Below are 15,535 nucleotides of genomic sequence, written 5' to 3'. Positions count from 1 at the left end.
GCATTATTGTGGTCCTAGTGGTGATTATTATCACACCGCTCGGGGCTCGTTTGGCTGCACGGAACAAGGGATAGACCCACCACCGGACAGAACGAAACAAGACGACCCCCGAGCCTCACGGCCCGGGGGTTTTTTTTCGACCAAGGAACAGGATTGTTGACATGAACGGCGCGCAGTTTTTGGTACAGGCTCTCAAGAAACAGGGTGTGACCCAGGTGTTTGGTTACCCGGGCGGGGCCATCATGCCGGTCTATGACGCCCTGTATGACGGTGGTCTGGCCCATCAGCTCTGCCGCCACGAGCAGGGGGCTGCCATGGCCGCCGTGGGGTATGCCCGTGCCTCCGGCCAGGTGGGGGTCTGCATCGCCACCTCGGGCCCGGGGGCCACCAATCTGGTCACCGGTCTGGCGGAGGCACTGCTCGATTCCGTGCCCCTGGTCGCCATCAGCGGCCAGGTGCCTTGCGCCGCCGTGGGCACCGATGCGTTTCAGGAGGTCGACGTGCTCGGCATGTCGCTTTCTTGCACCAAGCACTCCTTCATGGTCACAGACCCCGCCGATCTGGGTCGGGTGCTGGCGGAAGCCTTCGCCATCGCCACCGAGGGGCGTCCGGGTCCTGTGCTCATCGACCTGCCCAAGGATGTGCAACTGGCCGCCGTTCCCTCTCAAAGCCCGCTGTTTGCCGTGGAGGAACCCGAACCCCTGAATCCGGCCGAACTGATGGTCGCCCGTACCCTGCTGGCCGGTGCCGAGCGTCCGGTACTCTACGTCGGCGGCGGGGTGGGCATGGCCAATGCCGAGCAGCAGCTGCGCGACTTTGCCGCCGCCACCGGCATGCCTGCGGTCACCACCCTCAAGGGGATTGGCGCGCTTGACCCCGACAGCGCCGTCTATCTGGGCATGCTCGGCATGCACGGTACCAAGGCCGCCAACTACGCGGTGCAGCAGTGCGACCTGCTGCTGGTGGTGGGCGCCCGTTTCGATGATCGGGTGACCGGCAAGCTGGAGGAGTTTGCCCCCGAGGCGAAAGTGATCCACCTCGATGTGGACGCCGCCGAGTTCGGCAAGCGTCGCGCCGCCGAGGTGGGCATCACCACGGATCTCAAGCGGGTGCTGCCCGCCCTGGCAATGGCGCTGGCCATCGATCCCTGGCGTGAGTACTGCGCCGCCATGGCACGGGAATATGCCTTTCGCTACGACCACCCGGGGCAGCCCATCTATGCCCCGGCCCTGCTCAAGCAGCTCTCGGCGCGCCTGCCCGAGACCAGCGTGGTGGCCTGCGACGTGGGTCAGCACCAGATGTGGGTGGCCCAGCACATGCGCTTCACCAGCCCGCGCAATCACCTCTCCAGCGCCGGCCTCGGCACCATGGGCTTCGGCCTGCCCGCCGCCATCGGCGCCAAGATGTCGCGCCCCGATGACGAGGTGGTGCTGGTGAGCGGCGACGGCTCCTTCATGATGAACGTGCAGGAGCTCGGCACCATACGCCGCGCCCGGCTCAAGGTGAAGATGGTGCTGCTGGACAACCAGCGCCTCGGCATGGTGCGCCAGTGGCAGGAGCTGTTCTTCGACGGCCGTTACAGCGAGACCAACCTGTCCGACAACCCGGATTTCGTCGCCCTGGCCGCCGCCTTCGGCATCCCCGGCGAGACCATCACATGCAAGGAAGAGATAGCCCCGGCCCTGGATCGCCTGCTGGCGAGCGAGAGTGCCTACCTGCTGCATGTGGCCATTTCAGAGGAAGAAAATGTCTGGCCCCTGGTTCCGCCAGGGGTCGCCAACCACAAGATGATGGAGCAACGCCCATGAACCAGCTCAACACCAGCACCCTGCAAATCCACGCCCAGCCCAGACCCGAAGTGATGGAGCGGGTGCTGCGGGTGGTCCGCCACCGCGGCTTCGCTCTCTGCGCTCTGAACATGGAGCAGGATTGCCAACAGCTGCGGATCACGGTTACTGTCGAGTCGGTGCGTCCCATCCAGCAGTTGTGGAGCCAGCTGAGCAAGCTGGTGGATGTCTCCCGGGTCGATGCACTGGAACAGCAACCCCGGATCAGCGCTTAAGGAGCAACGCCAATGTCACAGCCTTCACACCCGCAATTCATCTGGTTCAACGGTAAACTGGTGCCTTGGCAGGATGCCCAGGTCCACGTCATGAGCCATGCCCTGCACTACGGCTCCTCGGTATTCGAAGGGGTGCGCGCCTACGACACCCCCAAGGGCACCTGCATCTTCCGCCTGCAGGAGCACACCCGCCGCCTGTTTGACTCCGCCAAGATCTACTGGATGGACGTGCCCTACAGCGAGTCTGAGGTGAATGAAGCCTGCCGCACCGTGGTGCGCGAGAACGGCCTGAAGAGCGGCTACCTGCGCCCGCTGGCCTTTGTCGGCAATGTGGGGCTGGGGCTGCATCCGCCGCTGGATGCCAAGGCGGACCTGATTGTCGCCGCCCTGCCCTGGGGCGCCTATCTCGGTGAAGAGGGGCTGAAAAACGGGGTGGATGTGTGCGTCACCTCCTGGAACCGGCTTGCGCCGAACACCATTCCCACCGGTGCCAAGGCGGGCGGCAACTACCTCTCTTCCCAGCTGATCAGCCGGGAGGCCAAGCGCAACGGCTTCGCCGAGGGGCTGGCGCTGGACGTGAACGGCTACCTGAGCGAGGGGGCCGGTGAGAACCTGTTCCTGGTGAAGAACGGCGTGCTGTTCACCCCGCCCGCCACCGCCGCCATCCTGCCCGGCATCACCCGCGACACCATCATGACCCTCGCCCGTGATCTCGGTTACGAGGTGCGCGAGCAGGCCCTGCCCCGTGAAGCGCTGTACGTCGCAGACGAAATCTTCATGACCGGCACCGCCGCCGAGGTGACCCCGGTGCGCTCGGTGGATCGGATGACGGTGGGCTCTGGCAGCCGTGGCCCGGTGACCGAGCAGTTGCAGAATGCCTTCTTCGGCCTGTTCAACGGTCAGACCGAGGACAAGTGGGGTTGGTTGACCCCAGTTAACGATTGAATCAGCGGGGGCAGCATTTGCCCCCATGCAACGGCCAGACCGAGGACAAATGGAACTGGCTGACCCCGGTCAACGATTGAATCAGCAGGGGCAGCATTTGCCCCCATGCAACGGCCAGTTCGAGGACAAGTGGGGCTGGCTGACCCCGGTCAACGATTGATGGATAGCGCGGGCGGCGTTGTCGCCCGCAGATAGTCCAAGCTAGAAGAGAGAGCAAGGGCCGAGTCGGCTATGGCAAGGGGCATCCCCTTTGCCACAACCGATTTGAAGCGACAGCTTCGCACCATAAGTTTGCCCAGTCGGGCTCATGTATTCAGGGAGTAGAGACAATGCCGAAGTTGAGATCCGCCACCACCACCCACGGACGTAACATGGCCGGGGCCCGCGCCCTCTGGCGTGCCACCGGCATGACAGATCAGGACTTCGGCAAGCCCATCATCGCCGTGGTCAACTCCTTCACCCAGTTCGTGCCGGGCCACGTTCACCTCAAGGATCTCGGCCAGCTGGTGGCCCGGGAGATCGAGGCCGCCGGCGGTGTCGCCAAGGAGTTCAACACCATAGCCGTGGATGACGGCATCGCCATGGGCCACGGCGGCATGCTCTATTCGCTGCCATCCCGCGAGCTTATCGCCGATTCGGTGGAGTACATGGTCAACGCCCACTGTGCCGACGCCATGGTCTGCATCTCCAACTGCGACAAGATCACCCCGGGGATGCTGATGGCCGCCCTGCGCATCAACATCCCGGTCATTTTCGTCTCCGGCGGCCCCATGGAGGCGGGCAAGACCAAGCTGTCCGATCAGATCATCAAGCTGGATCTGGTGGACGCCATGATCCAGGGGGCCGACCCCAAGGTCTCCGATGCCCAGAGCGATCAGATAGAGCGCAGCGCCTGCCCCACCTGCGGCTCCTGCTCCGGCATGTTCACCGCCAACTCCATGAACTGCCTGACCGAGGCGCTCGGCCTCTCCCAGCCGGGCAACGGCTCCATGCTGGCGACCCACAGCGATCGGGAACAGCTGTTCAAGCTGGCGGGTCAGCGCATCGTCGCGTTGGCCAATCGCTACTACCAGCAGGATGACGAGAGCGCCCTGCCGCGCAACATCGCCACCAAGGCGGCGTTCGAGAACGCCATGGCCCTGGACATCGCCATGGGCGGCTCCACCAATACGGTGCTGCACCTGCTGGCGGCGGCCCAGGAGGCCGGGGTGGACTTCACCATGGCCGATATCGACCGCATGTCCCGCAAGGTGCCCCAGCTGTGCAAGGTGGCGCCGTCCACCCAGAAGTACCACATGGAGGACGTGCACCGCGCCGGTGGCGTGGTCGCCATTTTGGGTCAGCTGGAGAAGGCGGGTCTGGTGCATGGCGACGCCCGCAACGTGCTCGGCACCTCCCTGAGCGAGCTGCTGGAGGCCTATGACGTCAGCCGCTGCGACGACAAGGCGGTGCACGACTTCTACCGCGCCGGCCCGGCCGGCATTCGCACCACCAAGGCATTCAGCCAGAGCTGCCGCTGGCCCGAGCTGGATCTGGACCGGGCCGAGGGCTGCATCCGCTCCCTGGACAACGCCTACAGCCTGGAGGGGGGCCTGGCCGTGCTCTCCGGCAACCTGGCCCTCGATGGTGCCATCGTCAAGACCGCCGGGGTGGATGACGAGAACCTCCGCTTCCGTGGCCCGGCCCGGGTGTTCGAGAGCCAGGACACGGCGGTCGCCGGCATCCTGGACGGCACGGTGAAAGCCGGTGAAGTCGTGGTGATCCGCTACGAAGGACCGAAAGGGGGCCCCGGCATGCAGGAGATGCTCTATCCCACCACCTATCTGAAATCCATGGGATTGGGCAAGGCCTGCGCCCTCATCACCGACGGTCGCTTCTCCGGCGGTACCTCGGGTCTCTCCATCGGCCACGTCTCCCCGGAGGCTGCCTCCGGCGGCACCATAGGGCTGGTGGAGGATGGCGACATGATCAACATCGACATCCCGGCCCGCAGCATGGTGCTGGAGGTGGCCGACAGCGTGCTGGCCACCCGCCGCGCCGCCGTCTCGGCCCGTGGCTGGAAGCCGCTCGATCGCCAGCGTCAGGTCTCCTACGCCCTGCGCGCCTACGCCATGCTCGCCACCAGCGCCGACAAGGGCGCGGTGCGCGATTTAAGCAAGCTGGAGGAATAAGCCATGGTTTCAGCGGCAGATTATCTACGCAAGGTGTTGCTCTCCCCCGTCTATGAGGCGGCGCGGGTGACCCCCTTGCAGAGCCTGAAAAAACTCTCCGAGCGACTCGGCAACCACGTGGCGCTCAAGCGGGAAGACCTGCAGCCGGTGCACTCCTTCAAGCTGCGCGGTGCCTATCACAAGATCGCCACCCTGACCCAGGAGCAGAAGGATCACGGTGTAATCGCCGCCTCTGCTGGCAACCATGCCCAGGGGGTGGCGCTGTCGGCGGCCAAGCTCGGCATCAAGGCCATCATAGTGATGCCCAAGACCACGCCGGACATCAAGATAGATGCGGTGCGTCGCCTGGGCGGCAACGTGCTGCTGTTTGGCAACAGCTTCGACGAGGCCTACGGCGAGAGTCGCCGCCTGGCAGAAACCGAGGGCTACACCCTGATACCGCCGTTCGACGACGTCGAGGTGATCGCGGGCCAGGGCACCATCGGCAAGGAGCTGCTGGAGCAGGACACCCACCTCACCCACGTCTTCGTGCCGGTGGGGGGCGGCGGCCTGGCCGCCGGGGTGGCGGTCTACATCAAGCAGCTGCTGCCGGACGTCAAGGTGATCGGGGTGGAAGCCGAGGGCTCCGCCTGCCTCAAGGCGGCCCTTGAGGCGGGTGAGCCGGTCAACCTGGAGCGGGTCTCCCTGTTTGCGGACGGGGTGGCGGTCAAGCGCATCGGCGAGGAGACCTTCCGCCTGTGCAACCAGTATCTGGACGAGGTGGTGACCGTCTCCAACGACCAGATCTGCGCGGCACTGAAAGACATCTTCGACGACTGCCGCGCCATCGCCGAGCCGTCGGGGGCCTTGTCGCTGGCGGGGCTCAAGGCCTACAGCGAGCGGGAGCAGGTCAAGGGCGGGCGGATGGCGGCCATCTTGTCCGGCGCCAACGTCAACTTCCACAGCCTGCGTTACGTGTCGGAGCGCTGCGAGATCGGCGAGAAGCGCGAGGGCATGCTGGCGGTGACCATCCCCGAGCGCAAGGGGGCCTTCCTCGACTTCTGTCGTCAGCTTGGGCCCCGCATGGTGACCGAGTTCAACTACCGCTACGCCGATGCGGTGCAGGCGTCGCTGTTCGTCTCGGTGCGCCTCACCGGCGGCGACGAGGAGCTGGGCCAGATCATCGAACAACTGGGTGGCAACGGTTACCCCGTGGTCAACATGACAGAGAGCGAGCTGGCCAAGAACCATGTGCGCTACATGATTGGCGGCCGCCCGGCCTGGCCCCTCGGTGAACGTCTCTACAGCTTCAAGTTTCCGGAGCAGCCGGGCGCTTTGATGCGCTTTCTCGAGACCCTGGGTTGCCGCTGGAACATCAGCCTGTTCCACTACCGCAACCACGGAGCCGACTACGGCCGGGTGCTGTGCGCCTTCGAGCTGCCGGACCAGGACGTGGCCGCCTTCCACGACTACCTCTACGAGCTGGGGTATGACTGGAAGGAGGTGAGCGAGGATCCCGCCTACCGGCTGTTCCTGGCGAACTGAGCACGGATGGCGTGGCGCACAGAGGGGGGCACTTGCCCCCCTCTCTCATGGCGGCGGGCCCGGCTTGTGCCAACTGGCTCACACTCTGACCCACCGGATCGTTTGAGACCGAGCCAGGATGGGATAGGCTGGAACGCTCGGCCCTGCGCGGCTCCCTGCTAGCGGGGGCCATGGGCCGACGTTCGCCATCACAGACTCAAGGAAGAGGCATTCACATGACAAGATCCCTGCTGGCGCTCCTGATGGGCGCCACCGGTATGAGCGGGCTGGCCCAGGCCCAGGGGCTGGACAACAGCTGGTACCTGGGGGGCAAGGCCGGCTGGTCCCACTACTTCGGGGCCGATTTCGAGCCCGGGGTCGAGCGGGCATTCGAGCTGGTGGGTGCCGATGAACAGGGTGACGTCCTCGGCCTCGGCCTGTTTGTCGGTTACCAGCTCAATCCCAACCTCGGCTTCGAGCTTGGCTACGACCACCTCGGTCGCTATCGCCTCAGCGGTCGCCAGCGCGAAGGCGGCCTCAGCGCCGGCCTGACCGGCGAGGCCAAGGGTCAGCTCGTCCAGGCCAGCATGCGCATCGGCTACCCCGTCACCCCCAACCTGGATCTCTATGGCCGCCTCGGCGGCGCCTATGGCTGGACCGAGAGCGACGTGAGCGCAGAGATCACCACGGACAGCAGCCAGTTTCGCGACTCGGCCAATGGCAACAAGTACCATGGTGCCGCCTTCGTCGGCGCCCTCGGCGGTGAATATGCCCTCAACCCCAGCTGGGCCCTGCGCCTCGAGTATCAATACACCACCCCCCTCGGCAACACCTCTCTGGACGAGTCCGGCATAGAGCTGGACAACGGCCTGCTCGCCCTCGCCATCGTCTACCGTTTCGGCCAGGGGGAGGACGTGCAGGCCGAGATCAGCCCGGCGCCCGCCCCCGTGCCCCCCGCCACCGTCATCATCCGCCAGCGATTCTCCCTGAGCTCGGATCTGCTGTTCGCGTTCAACGAAGCGAATCTCAGGCCGGAGGCCAATCAGGCGCTGGACACCCTGTTCCAGCAGATAGTGGCGGCCAATCCCAGGGATGGGGTGGCGACCGTGGTGGGGCACACGGATCGGCTGGGGGCCGATGATTACAACCAGCGCCTGTCGGAGCGGCGGGCCCGGGCCGTGGCCGATGGGCTGATCGCCCGGGGCTGGCCGGCGGACAAGGTGGAGGTGACGGGGCGTGGCGAGCAGGAGCCCGTCACCGGCAACCGCTGCAACGGCGACAGCAAGCAGGCACTGATCCCCTGCCTGGCCCCGGATCGGCGGGTCGACATCCAGCTGGACGGGGTGGGGGAGCCACCCCAGCCATAAGGCGCGACCCAGGGTGTGGCGCCGATCCGCTCAGGCCGGGGCCGGCCGCCGGGCGAGTCGGCGATAGCCCGCGGCGATCAGCACCAGCAGCAGGGCGCCGGGCAGCACGGTCTGCCAGAGGAAGGGCCAGGATTGATCCGTGAGCAGCACCAGCAGCGGGTTGGCCCCGGCGGGGGGATGAATGAGCCGCAGCCCCTGCATCAGGGCGATGGCCAGCCCCACGCCCAGGGCCAGTTGCAGCGCGAATGGCAGGGGCAACTCTTGCACCAGCAGGCCCACGGTCGCCGCCAGCAGGTGACCCCCCAGCACGTTCTGCGGCCGCGCCAGCGGGCTCTGTGGCAGGGAGAAGAGCAGCACGCAGCTCGCCCCGAACGGCGCCATCAGCAGGCTCAGCTGCCAGCCCAGATCCAGCCAGCCCAGCAGGGCGATAGCCAGAGCGGCTCCCAGACCCGCCAGCAGGGCGCCCCATCCTCTTGCCATCATGGTTTCCATTTCTGTCTCCTTGTCGGTGCGGGTCACTTGACCCGAACTGAGACATTAGGTAGACAGGTCGGTGTACTTCAAGGGGAAATCGATGATGAGCGAGAAACGACAGCAGCTGATGGCGACCGCCTATCGCCTGTTCAACCGCCATGGCTTTCACGCCACCGGCATAGACCGCATCTGGGCCGAGGCGGGCAGCACCAAGCGCACCCTCTATCGCCATTTTCCCAGCAAGGATGCGCTGATCGAGGCGGTGCTCACGGCGCGGGATGCCGAGTTCTTCGCCCTGCTTGACGCCAGGCAGGCCGGCCGCTCTGGCCGGGAGGCCAGGCTGATGGCCCTGCTCGATGGTTTCGCCGACTGGTTCGGCCGCAGCGACTTCTACGGCTGCAACTTCATCAATGCCAGCGCCGAGTTCGGGGATCCGCGCCACCCGGTGCGCAAGCTGGTGGCGAGCCACAAGCGGGCATTGCGGGACTGGGTGCAGCGGCGTCTGGAGTGCGATGAGGAGGTGGCGAGCCGGCTCTGCCTGCTGCTGGAGGGGGCCGTGGTGATGACCCACAGCTATCAGGAGACGGGGGCGCTGGCGCGGGTCATCCCCATGGCCCGGGCCCTGCTCGGCCTGCCCCGGGAGGACAATGGCGGTGAGCCATGGCAGTATCACAAGCAGGATCAATGAGGTGACGACAAGGAGGCCGGCATGGGCAAGGTAGCACTGATCACGGGGGCGAGCCGCGGCATAGGGGCCGCCACCGCCCGGCTGCTGGCGCAGCAGGGTTATCGACTCTGCCTCAATTATCTGCGGGAAACGGCCAGCGCCGAGGCCCTGGCCGAGGCGTTGAGGGCGCAGGGGGCGGAAGTGATCACGGTACAGGCCGATGTGGCGGACGAAGCGGACGTGGTGCGGCTGTTCGAAACCCTGGATGCGCGTCTCGGCCCCCTCGACGCCCTGGTCAACAATGCGGGCATCTTGCTGCCCCAGAGCCGGGTCGAGGATCTCGACGCCGCCCGCATCAATCGCCTGCTGACCACCAATGTCACCAGCCAGTTTCTCTGCTGCCGGGAGGCGGTCAGGCGCATGTCCCGCCGTCATGGCGGCCGGGGCGGGGCCATCGTCAACGTCTCTTCGGTGGCGGCCCGGCTGGGGTCGCCCCATGAATACGTGGACTATGCCGCCAGCAAGGGGGCCATCGACACCCTGACCCGGGGTCTGGCCCTGGAGGTGGCGGGGGAGGGCATTCGGGTCAATGGCGTGCGCCCCGGCTTCATCCATACCCAGATGCACGGGGATGGCGGCGAGCCCGGCAGGGTGGCCCGCCTCGCCCCCCAGCTCCCCCTGGGACGCGGTGGTGAGCCGGTCGAGGTCGCCGCCGCCATCCGCTGGCTGCTCAGCGACGAGGCTTCCTATGTCACCGGTGCCTTCATCGACCTGGCAGGGGGCCGCTGAGGCGGGCCTCCCCTGGGCGTGGTCAAACTGACCAACTTGTGGTCTAAATGACTCTTCTTTTGCCGCAGATGTTGGGTGAATGAAGAGTCTTCTTATATAAATCAATCTGTTACGTTTTGGCACAGGGATTGCGATTCATCACACCTCAAGGGGAGGCCATGGGGGTTCCCGCAACAAGGATGAACGAGATGAAACCGATGATGGGGGTCATGGTGCTGGCAGTGGGGCTGGCGGGGTGCAGTTGGCAGGACGACGAGATCATCCGGGGCCAGGGGGCGACCGTCATTGCGCAGCTGCCCCTGGGAGACAGGGTCGACCGGATACTGGCCGTGGTGCCGGCGGATGTCAGGCTGGTGCCAGGAGTGGAGCGCGGGATCCGCTTGCAGGGTGAGGAGAATCTCTTGCCCTATCTGACCTTCAACGAGAGTGGCCGCAAGCTGGAGATAGAGGTCAAGGAGGGGGACCGGCTCGATCCCGGCGAGCGGCTCGAGGTCACCATCACCCTGCCCAGCCTGCGCGAGCTGGCCCTGGCCGGGAGCAGCCAGGGCGAGGTCGGCGCCTTCGAGGGGGATGCGCTGACCCTCTCCCTGGCGGGATCCGGGGGCATACGCACCGATCGGCTGGCGGTAAGGCGTCTGGAGGGCAACATCGCCGGCTCGGGGGATCTTGCCCTGGGGCAGGGCCATGTCGACAGCCTCACCCTCAACATCGCCGGCTCGGGGGGCATAGCCGCCGGGGCGCTGCGGGCCCGGGAGGTGGAGGTCAACATCGCCGGCAGCGGCGATGTGGCGGTGCGCGCCGCGCAGAGGCTGACGGCCACCATAGCGGGCTCCGGCAACATCGACTACTGGGGGGATCCCGAGCTGGAGAGCGAGATCGCGGGGTCGGGACAACTGGTGCGCAAAGGGGGCTGACCCCGCGCCACTTTGCAGGGACGACACGGGCCCCGACGGGCCCGTTTCGTTTATTGTGCCTGCCCGTCAGGGGAGGGGGGGCCCGGCCTGCGTCGTCCCCCTGCCTGCAGGGTGGTTCAGGCGAGGGGAAGCTGCAGCTCCCTGTCGGCGTTGAGCCGCATCAGCAGCCACTGCATCCCGGCGAGATGCTGGTGGTCATGACTGACCAGCAGGCGCACCAGGCCATCCAGGGTGAGCTCCCCATAGTTGCCGTAATGGGCCCGTCGCCCCCAGGCCGAGGGGGGCAGCCCCTGGAGCCAGGTGACAGTGTGAGTGCGGGCGGCGCGAAAGCGGGCCAGCTGCACGGCGGGATCCTGCTGGGGATAGTCATTGTCCTGGGCCAGCTGGTCGCCATCGAGGGACGCCAGCTCGGGCCGCGTCTCCTCCAGGGTGCGCAAGAAGCGCACCTGATAGCCTTGGGTTTCTATGTCAAGCAGGTGGCAGAGGTGGCCCAGGGCCGAGAAACGCTCGGAGGGGATGCCGGCCCAGTTGGCCGGCTCCCAGTTCAGGTGATCCTCGGGCACCTGGTCGAGCAGCTGCTGGAATCGGTCAGGCATGGCCAGCAGGGTGGTGAAGATGGGCATGTCAGCCTCCGGTGGTGATGGTGCTGGCCAGCAGGGTACCGACCGCCGCGACCAGCAGGGTGGTGAAGATGGGCATGTCAGCCTCCGGTGGTGATGATGCTGGCCAGCAGGGTACCGACCGCCGCCACCAGCAAGGTATTGGCGAGCACCAGCCAGAAGGCGAAGCGGATCAGGCTCTGCTCCTCCTCATGGCTCCCCTTGGCCAGGCCGATCAGCAGGGCGACCATGGGCAGGGAGCCCAGGGCGGCATGACCGGCGGCACTGTTCTGGACGGCCGCCATGATGGGCAGCAGCGACTGTGCGAGAGGCAGGTGGGCGATGGAGGGCATGACGATGGCATTGCCGCCGACGTTGGAACCCGTGATATAGCCAGACAGAGCGCCGAACAGGGCGATCAGGGGGCTCAGCAGGCTGGCGTTCAGCTCGCTCAGGCCCTGGTTGATGCTGGTCAGGAAGCCGGCCTTGACCAGCAGCTGGGACATGAAGAGGAAGAAGAGGATGGTGAGCAGGGGGCGCTTGGCCCGGGTGAACCAGGCCTGACCCAGCTGCTGGCTCCCCTCCCGGGCGATGAGCAGCAGGCTGACGCCAAGCAGCGCCAGACCGGGGGAGGCGAGGGGTTTCCAGCTCACCTGGTAGCCCTGAACAATCAGCAGATCGGCGATGCCAAACAGGGCGTTGAGCCCCTTGAGCAGCAAGATGGCCGCCAGCAGGGCGAGGTAGGGCCAGGCCTGGCGGGGGAAGCGGAGCCGGGCCTGCTCCTTGAAGCGGGCCCAGGCCAGCCCGACCAGCAGGATGGCGCCACCGGCGCCGACTCCCGCTATCTCGGGTCCCGCCGTGCGGCTGATGAAGTGCAGCAGCACGATGAAGAGCCCGGCCATGGCGCAGCCTGCCAGATAGACCAGGGGGTGCCGCTGCCCCATCAGCCAGAGGGCCAGGCCGATGGCCAGCATGAAGACAGGGGCGCTGGTCCAGGCGGCCCAGGCACCGAGCGTCTCTGCGGGCAGACCCGCCAGGGCCGCCCCGATGACGGTGGCCAGCCCCAGGGTGCCCCAGGGCATGATGCACATGCCGGTGAGGGCGATGCGCAGCGCCACCTGGCGATCCAGCAGGGCCAGCAGCAGGGGAACCGTGGCGATGAGCGACACCCCGAAGCCGGTCATGGACTCGAGCAGGGGAGCCAGCCCGAGCACGACGAAGACCGCGAGGGCGGCCCCCCGCCAGCCGAGCCCGCTCACCCAGCCCTCCAGGGCCTGATTGGCCCTGATACGTTCCAGATAGATGACGAACAGCAGGCCAGGGGCTATCACGCAGGCCGTGCTCAGGAAGAGCACTGTGCTGTCTTGCAGCACCCGCACCAGGGTGGCGGGGAGGAAGGGATCCGCCAGGCCGCCCAGCCACAGGGCCAGGGCCAGCAGGGAGCCCAGCAGGGCTGCCTGCACCGGCGGGCGTTTCAGCCCCATGATGAGGGAGATCACCAGCAGTATGGGGGAGAGTTGAATGAGGGCAATCATGATGGGATCTCGCAGTGGGAGTCAGGGTGGCGAAAGAGTCTTGGCGATTTTCTAGCACGCTGGCAGATGAGATTCAAGGCGGTCCATCTTGTGCGTGGTTAGCATAAACATTTGTTTTTAATTGGATTAATGAAGATTAATGCTGGTGGAGTTGATCCGCGGGCGCCATCCATCGGCGCCAAGCTCGGCGTGCTGGCGGCGATGCCGTGGGGGCGCGGCTGGGGACGGGGTGAACCATATCTGCTGTGCCCGCTCGGGCTGGCAAGATTTAATGTCAGGCAAAATATCTGCGAGGGGGGCAACAAAAGGGCGCGGGAGGCCGGGGAAGAGAGGGAGAGTGGCAGAGAAGAGGTGGTCAGGGGTGAGCAGAAGCGGGCAGCTGGGCTGCCCTCGGAGCCTCGGTATGGGGGGCGATCAGGGGCGATCGAGCAGGTGCTCGGCGTGAAAGCGCAGGTGGGCCTCGATGAAGCTCGCCACGAAGTAGTAGCTGTGGTCGTAGCCGGCGTGACGATGAAGCGCCAGGGGCCAGCCCTTGGCCTCGGCGATCTCCGCCAGCGTCTCTATGCCGAGCTGCTCGGCGAGGAAGGGGTCGTCCAGACCGACGTCGACCCGGGTCGGCAGGGGTTGGCAGTCGTGGTGGCGCAGCAGCTGGCAACTGTCCCACTCCTGCCACAGCAAGGGGTTGTTGCCGAGGTAGGCCCCCAGCGCCTTCTGGCCCCAGGGGCTGCGGCTCGGGTGGCTGATGGGGCTGAAGGCCGACACCGAACGGTAGCGGCCGGGCTCGCGCAGGGCGGCGATGAGGGCCCCGTGACCCCCCATGGAGTGGCCGCTGATGGCGCGGCGACTCGAGATGGGGAAGTGAGTCTCGATAAGGTCGGGCAGCTCCCGGGTGACATAGTCATACATCTGGTAGTGCGCCCGCCAGGGGGACTGGGTGGCGTTGACGTAAAAACCCGCCCCCTTGCCAAGGTCATAGGCGGCATCATCCGGAACCTGTTCACCCCTGGGGCTGGTGTCCGGCGCCACCAGGGCTATCCCTAACTCGGCGGCGATGCGTTGGGCACCGGCTTTTTGCATGAAGTTCTCGTCGGTGCAGGTGAGGCCCGACAGCCAGTAGAGCACGGGTACCTTCTGGCCGGTCAGCGCTTGGGGCGGCAAGTAGACGGCGAAACGCATCTCGCAGCCGAGCAGCGCCGATTCGTGGCGATACTGCTTGTGCCAGCCGTCGAAGCTCTTGTTGCTGGCGATGATATCTAACGACATCTGATCCTCCTGCGCCATGGGCGCCTGGGATGAAAGAGAGAGGGCGGGAGCTGCCCGCCCTGCCTGACTCAGTAGTGGATGACGGTGCGGATGCTCTTGCCTTGGTGCATCAGCTCGAACGCCTCGTTGATCTGCTCCAGCCCCATGGTGTGGGTGATGAAGTCGTCCAGCTTGAACTCACCCTGCATGTAGCGCTGGACATAGCTCGGCAGCTCGCTGCGACCGCGCACCCCACCGAAGGCGCTGCCGCGCCAGACCCGGCCGGTCACCAGCTGGAACGGACGGGTGCTGATCTCCTGACCGGCGCCGGCCACGCCTATGATGACCGACTCGCCCCAGCCCTTGTGGCAGCATTCGAGCGCCGCGCGCATCACCTTGACGTTGCCGATGCACTCGAAGGAGAAGTCGACGCCGCCGTCGGTCATCTCGACGATCACCTCCTGGATGGGTTTGTCGTAATCGTTCGGGTTGATGCAGTCGGTGGCGCCCAGCTTGCGGGCAAGCTCGAATTTGCTCTCGTTGATGTCGACGGCGATGATGCGACCGGCCTTGGCCAGGCGCGCCCCTATGACGGCGGAGAGGCCAATGCCCCCCAGCCCGAAGATGGCGACGCTCTCACCCTCTTTGACCTTGGCGGTGTTCATCACGGCGCCGATGCCGGTGGTGACGCCGCAGCCCAGCAGGCACACCTCTTCCAGCGGGGCGGCCGGGTCCACCTTGGCGATGGAGATCTCCGGCAGTACCGTGTACTCGCTGAAGGTGGAGGTGCCCATGTAGTGATAGATGGGTTGGCCGTCTTTCGAGAAGCGGGTGGTGCCGTCCGGCATCAGCCCCTTGCCCTGGGTGGTGCGGATCTTCTGGCACAGGTTGGTCTTGCCGGATTTGCAGAACTTGCACTCGCCGCACTCCGGGGTGTAGAGCGGGATCACGTGATCGCCGACCTTGACGCTGGTGACGCCTTCGCCGACGGATTCGACGATGCCGCCCCCCTCGTGACCCAGGATGCAGGGGAAGACCCCTTCCGGATCTTCACCGGACAGCGTGAAGGCATCGGTATGGCAGACGCCGGTGGCGACGATCCGCACCCGCACCTCGCCGGCCTGGGGGGCCATGACCTCCACCTCTTCGATGGAGAGGGGCTGGCCCGGGCCCCAGGCGATGGCGGCCTTGCACTTGATGCTCTGTACCTGTGCCATGAAAGGATCCTCTTGTGATGGTTGTCTGGAAATGTATCAGCGTAATTTGC

The 15,535-nt window shown here is 66.1% G+C and carries 14 protein-coding genes; 9 read left to right on the top strand and 5 right to left on the bottom strand.

From position 1 onward, the window contains the following. The first annotated feature begins 161 nt into the window (after positions 1-161). The 6 genes from ilvG (at position 162) to ompA (ending at position 8,048) form a co-directional block, all read left to right on the top strand. Entirely contained in the window at positions 162-1,808 is a 1,647-nt protein-coding gene (ilvG, locus tag ACLHZ1_RS12415) for an acetolactate synthase 2 catalytic subunit (protein WP_427262339.1), read from the top strand. Beyond that, on the top strand, positions 1,805-2,062 hold the full coding sequence (ilvM, locus tag ACLHZ1_RS12410; protein WP_427262338.1) for an acetolactate synthase 2 small subunit: 258 nt from the start codon (positions 1,805-1,807) through the stop codon (positions 2,060-2,062). The genes ilvG and ilvM overlap by 4 nt, the downstream gene beginning before the upstream one ends. Positions 2,063-2,074: 12 nt before the next feature. Further along, entirely contained in the window at positions 2,075-3,007 is a 933-nt protein-coding gene (locus ACLHZ1_RS12405; RefSeq protein ID WP_427262337.1) for a branched-chain amino acid transaminase, read from the top strand. 329 nt (positions 3,008-3,336) lie between these two features. Beyond that, a complete protein-coding gene (gene ilvD / locus ACLHZ1_RS12400) occupies positions 3,337-5,178 on the top strand; it encodes a dihydroxy-acid dehydratase (RefSeq protein ID WP_427262336.1) in 1,842 nt (613 codons plus the stop codon). 3 nt (positions 5,179-5,181) lie between these two features. Then, positions 5,182-6,702: a threonine ammonia-lyase, biosynthetic gene (ilvA, locus tag ACLHZ1_RS12395; protein WP_427262335.1), complete on the top strand. Its 1,521-nt coding sequence runs from the start codon at positions 5,182-5,184 to the stop codon at positions 6,700-6,702. Positions 6,703-6,917: 215 nt separating this feature from the next. Further along, positions 6,918-8,048 carry a porin OmpA gene (gene ompA / locus ACLHZ1_RS12390; protein ID WP_427262334.1) on the top strand — a complete coding sequence of 377 codons (1,131 nt, stop codon included), beginning with the start codon at positions 6,918-6,920 and terminating at the stop codon, positions 8,046-8,048. 30 nt (positions 8,049-8,078) lie between these two features. Here ompA and ACLHZ1_RS12385 read toward each other — a convergent pair whose 3' ends face one another. After that, positions 8,079-8,531: an HPP family protein gene (locus ACLHZ1_RS12385; protein ID WP_427262354.1), complete on the bottom strand. Its 453-nt coding sequence runs from the start codon at positions 8,529-8,531 to the stop codon at positions 8,079-8,081. Positions 8,532-8,625: 94 nt separating this feature from the next. On the opposite strand from ACLHZ1_RS12385, the gene ACLHZ1_RS12380 reads away from it, so the two are divergent. The 3 genes from ACLHZ1_RS12380 to ACLHZ1_RS12370 all read left to right on the top strand — a co-directional run bounded on the left by ACLHZ1_RS12380 (position 8,626) and on the right by ACLHZ1_RS12370 (position 10,892). After that, on the top strand, positions 8,626-9,210 hold the full coding sequence (locus ACLHZ1_RS12380) for a TetR/AcrR family transcriptional regulator (protein WP_427262333.1): 585 nt from the start codon (positions 8,626-8,628) through the stop codon (positions 9,208-9,210). A gap of 21 nt (positions 9,211-9,231) precedes the next feature. Further along, positions 9,232-9,978 (top strand): SDR family oxidoreductase, encoded by a 747-nt coding sequence (locus ACLHZ1_RS12375; protein ID WP_427262332.1) that lies wholly within the window; start codon positions 9,232-9,234, stop codon positions 9,976-9,978. 188 nt (positions 9,979-10,166) lie between these two features. After that, positions 10,167-10,892: a head GIN domain-containing protein gene (locus ACLHZ1_RS12370; protein WP_427262331.1), complete on the top strand. Its 726-nt coding sequence runs from the start codon at positions 10,167-10,169 to the stop codon at positions 10,890-10,892. A 116-nt stretch (positions 10,893-11,008) separates the two neighbouring features. On the opposite strand, the gene ACLHZ1_RS12365 is transcribed toward ACLHZ1_RS12370, so the two are convergent. The 4 genes from ACLHZ1_RS12365 to ACLHZ1_RS12350 all read right to left on the bottom strand — a co-directional run bounded on the left by ACLHZ1_RS12365 (position 11,009) and on the right by ACLHZ1_RS12350 (position 15,485). Continuing rightward, the gene (locus tag ACLHZ1_RS12365) at positions 11,009-11,515 is read right to left on the bottom strand and encodes a DinB family protein (protein ID WP_427262330.1); all 507 of its coding nucleotides are present in this window, start codon (positions 11,513-11,515) and stop codon (positions 11,009-11,011) included. A gap of 77 nt (positions 11,516-11,592) precedes the next feature. Further along, entirely contained in the window at positions 11,593-13,026 is a 1,434-nt protein-coding gene (locus ACLHZ1_RS12360; protein ID WP_427262329.1) for a hypothetical protein, read from the bottom strand. A gap of 414 nt (positions 13,027-13,440) precedes the next feature. Next, entirely contained in the window at positions 13,441-14,289 is an 849-nt protein-coding gene (gene fghA, locus ACLHZ1_RS12355) for an S-formylglutathione hydrolase (protein ID WP_427262328.1), read from the bottom strand. A gap of 68 nt (positions 14,290-14,357) precedes the next feature. Then, on the bottom strand, positions 14,358-15,485 hold the full coding sequence (locus ACLHZ1_RS12350; RefSeq protein ID WP_427262327.1) for an S-(hydroxymethyl)glutathione dehydrogenase/class III alcohol dehydrogenase: 1,128 nt from the start codon (positions 15,483-15,485) through the stop codon (positions 14,358-14,360). Positions 15,486-15,535 lie beyond the last annotated feature (50 nt).

The sequence above is a fragment of the Aeromonas sobria genome (assembly GCF_050266975.1).
In the GTDB taxonomy this organism is placed as follows: Bacteria; Pseudomonadota; Gammaproteobacteria; order Enterobacterales; family Aeromonadaceae; genus Aeromonas; species Aeromonas sobria_B.
Note: the sequence above shows the minus strand (reverse complement) of the source record. Positions and strands in the feature narration are given on the sequence as shown.

Coding starts and splice junctions, on each gene's coding strand:
- ACLHZ1_RS12365 (WP_427262330.1), bottom strand. CDS start 11,515: ATGCCCATCTTCACCACCCTGCTGGCCATGCCTGACCGATTCCAGCAG.
- ACLHZ1_RS12375 (WP_427262332.1), top strand. CDS start 9,232: ATGGGCAAGGTAGCACTGATCACGGGGGCGAGCCGCGGCATAGGGGCC.
- fghA (WP_427262328.1), bottom strand. CDS start 14,289: ATGTCGTTAGATATCATCGCCAGCAACAAGAGCTTCGACGGCTGGCAC.
- ACLHZ1_RS12360 (WP_427262329.1), bottom strand. CDS start 13,026: ATGATTGCCCTCATTCAACTCTCCCCCATACTGCTGGTGATCTCCCTC.
- ilvG (WP_427262339.1), top strand. CDS start 162: ATGAACGGCGCGCAGTTTTTGGTACAGGCTCTCAAGAAACAGGGTGTG.
- ACLHZ1_RS12370 (WP_427262331.1), top strand. CDS start 10,167: ATGAAACCGATGATGGGGGTCATGGTGCTGGCAGTGGGGCTGGCGGGG.
- ACLHZ1_RS12385 (WP_427262354.1), bottom strand. CDS start 8,531: ATGATGGCAAGAGGATGGGGCGCCCTGCTGGCGGGTCTGGGAGCCGCT.
- ilvA (WP_427262335.1), top strand. CDS start 5,182: ATGGTTTCAGCGGCAGATTATCTACGCAAGGTGTTGCTCTCCCCCGTC.
- ACLHZ1_RS12350 (WP_427262327.1), bottom strand. CDS start 15,485: ATGGCACAGGTACAGAGCATCAAGTGCAAGGCCGCCATCGCCTGGGGC.
- ilvM (WP_427262338.1), top strand. CDS start 1,805: ATGAACCAGCTCAACACCAGCACCCTGCAAATCCACGCCCAGCCCAGA.
- ACLHZ1_RS12380 (WP_427262333.1), top strand. CDS start 8,626: ATGAGCGAGAAACGACAGCAGCTGATGGCGACCGCCTATCGCCTGTTC.
- ilvD (WP_427262336.1), top strand. CDS start 3,337: ATGCCGAAGTTGAGATCCGCCACCACCACCCACGGACGTAACATGGCC.
- ompA (WP_427262334.1), top strand. CDS start 6,918: ATGACAAGATCCCTGCTGGCGCTCCTGATGGGCGCCACCGGTATGAGC.
- ACLHZ1_RS12405 (WP_427262337.1), top strand. CDS start 2,075: ATGTCACAGCCTTCACACCCGCAATTCATCTGGTTCAACGGTAAACTG.